The organism is Actinomycetes bacterium, assembly GCA_024222295.1.
GTDB lineage: Bacteria > Actinomycetota > Acidimicrobiia > Acidimicrobiales > Microtrichaceae > JAAEPF01.
The window spans coordinates 1-2,522 of the sequence record JAAEPF010000015.1 but is presented as its reverse complement, the minus strand read 5'-3'; the positions used below and the strand labels follow the sequence as shown (position 1 = coordinate 2,522).

At 65.5% G+C, this 2,522-nt stretch carries 2 protein-coding genes; both read left to right on the top strand.

Features of this window, described 5'->3' with window-relative positions:
- The coding region (locus GY812_02685) for a phosphoribosylformylglycinamidine synthase (protein ID MCP4434389.1) at positions 1–2,097 on the top strand (2,097 nt) is incomplete at its 5' end.
- Positions 2,094–2,522 (top strand): phosphoribosylformylglycinamidine synthase subunit PurQ (locus GY812_02680; protein MCP4434388.1); only part of this gene is annotated, 429 nt, incomplete at its 3' end. The genes GY812_02685 and GY812_02680, both read left to right, overlap by 4 nt.

Genomic DNA, 2,522 nt, shown 5'->3' with positions numbered 1-2,522 from the left:
TGGAACGACGACTGGAGCCTCTGCATCAAGGCGGAGACCCACAACTCCCCCAGCGCCCTCGACCCATTCGGGGGAGCGATCACCGGCATCGTGGGCGTCAACCGCGACATCGTGGGCACGGGCTTGGGAGCCAGGCCGATCGCGAACACGGACGTGTTCTGCTTCGGCCCTCCTGACTACGACGGGCACCTCCCAGAGGGCCTATTCCACCCTTCCAGGGTCTTCAGGGGCGTCCATGCGGGCGTCCGCGCCGGCGGCAACGAGTCCGGCATACCAACGGTCAACGGAGCGATAGTGTTCGACGAGAGGTACATCGGCAAGCCACTGGTCTACTGCGGGACCCTGGGGATGATGCCCCGGGTCCTCCCCGACGGCAGGGAGAGCCACATCAAGACGCCCGAGCCGGGGGACGTCGTGTACATGGTCGGCGGCAGGGTCGGGTACGATGGTATACACGGCGCCACCTTCTCGAGCCTCGAGCTGACCGAGGAGAGCCCCAGCTCCGCGGTGCAGATAGGCGACCCCATCACCCAGAAGAAGATGATCGACATGCTCCTCGAGGCGAGGGACGAGGGCCTGATACAGGTGATCACGGACAATGGCGCAGGGGGGCTTTCCAGCAGCGTCGGCGAGATGGCGGAGCTCACAGGGGGGGCCGTCCTGGACTTGGGTGCAGTGCCGCTGAAGCAGGCAGGACTGTCCTCATGGGAGATACTCGTCTCGGAGTCCCAGGAGAGGATGACCGTGGGCATCAGGCCGAGGGACCGCCAGGCGTTCGAGGCGCTGGCCGACCTCCATGAGGTCGAGGCCACAGCCGTTGGCACTTTCACCGACTCAGGGGCCTTCGTGGTCACGCACGGCGACGAGCCGGTGGCGCACCTGCCCATCAGCTTCCTCCACGACGGGTGCCCCCAGCTGAAGCTGGAGTCCGAGTGGGCCCCACCGGTCCACATGCCCATCCAGACGCCAGAGGCGGACGCGAGGGGGGTCGGTGGCGTACTCAAGCGCCTGATGGCCCGCCCGAACATCGCTAGCAAGGAGTGGTGGGTGCGCTCCTACGACCACGAGGTCATCGCCCAGTCCGTGATCAAGCCGTTCTGCGGTGTCAATCGGGACGCACCGGGCGACGCAGCGGTCATCGCCCCGATCCAAGGTGGGACCCAAGGGGCGGTGATTTCGAACGGCATCGTGCCTCGCTACTCTGACATCGACGCGTACGCCATGGCCGCCGCCTCCGTGGACGAGGCCCTCAGGAACGCCGTCTGCGTCGGGGTCGACCTCGACCTCATCGCAGGCCTCGACAACTTCTGCTGGCCCGACCCCGTCGAGTCGGCAAAGACCCCCGACGGCCGCTACAAGCTAGCCCAGCTGGTCCGCGCCAACCGCGCCATAGACGACATATGCCGAGCTTACAGGCTGCCTTGCATCAGTGGCAAGGACTCCATGAAGAACGACGCCACTCTCGATGGAGAGAAGATCAGCGTGCCTCCCACCATCCTGTTCAGCCTCGTCGGCAACCACCCTGACGTCAGGAAGGCGGTGTCCTCCGACTTCAAGCTCCCCGGTGACGAGATATTCCTCGTGGGCGAGACCCACCAGGAGCTCGGCGCGAGTGAGCTCGCCTTCATGCTTAGGGACGATGGTCATGGAGGGATCGGAGGGGCGATACCCGAGATAGACGCGCCTAGGAACCTCTCGATGTACAGGTCACTGACAGCAGCAATGGGCGAGGGCCTGGTGGCCAGCGCGCACGACTGCAGCGACGGCGGCCTTGCTACCGCACTCGCCGAGTGCTGCTTCGGGGCTGACTCCGGGGCATCGGTGGACGTAGAGGGGCTCTGGGCCGACTGCGAGAGCCTCGACAAGTGGGGGGCCCTGTTCGGCGAGAGCCTCGGCAGGATACTCGTCAGCGTGAGGCCCAGCGACCGTGAGGCGTTCGAGGGCTCGATGGAGGGACACGCCTGCCACCACCTAGGCAGAGTCACCGAGGGCGACTCCATCACAATCACGAACGGGGGGAACGAGATACTGCTCGCCTCCATGAGCGAACTCAGGTCCTCCTGGAAGGGATCCTTGGATGGGGGTGCGGGGCGATGAGCGGCAAACCCAGGGTCGCCGTGCTCTCCGGCTTCGGGATCAACTGCGAGACCGAGACGATGGCCGTCTTCGAGATGGCCGGAGCCTCAGCAGACAGGATTCACGTGAACAGGCTGGTCAGTGGCGAGATGACCCTCTCCGACTACGACATCATGGCGGTCCCGGGGGGCTTCTCCTTCGGGGACCACCTAGGCAGCGGGAGGCTGATGGGCAACCGGCTGAGGTTCGGCCTCCGTGAGCAGGTGAGGGAGTTCGTTGCCGCGGGCAAGCCCGTGATAGGGATATGCAACGGGTTCCAGGTACTCGTCAAGATGGGGCTCCTCCCCGGCGACGACGAGGTATCGCTCACCCAGACCGCATCACTGGCGCTCAATGACAGCGGCCAGTACGAGAACCGCTGGGCGACGCTGGAGTTCGACCCCAAC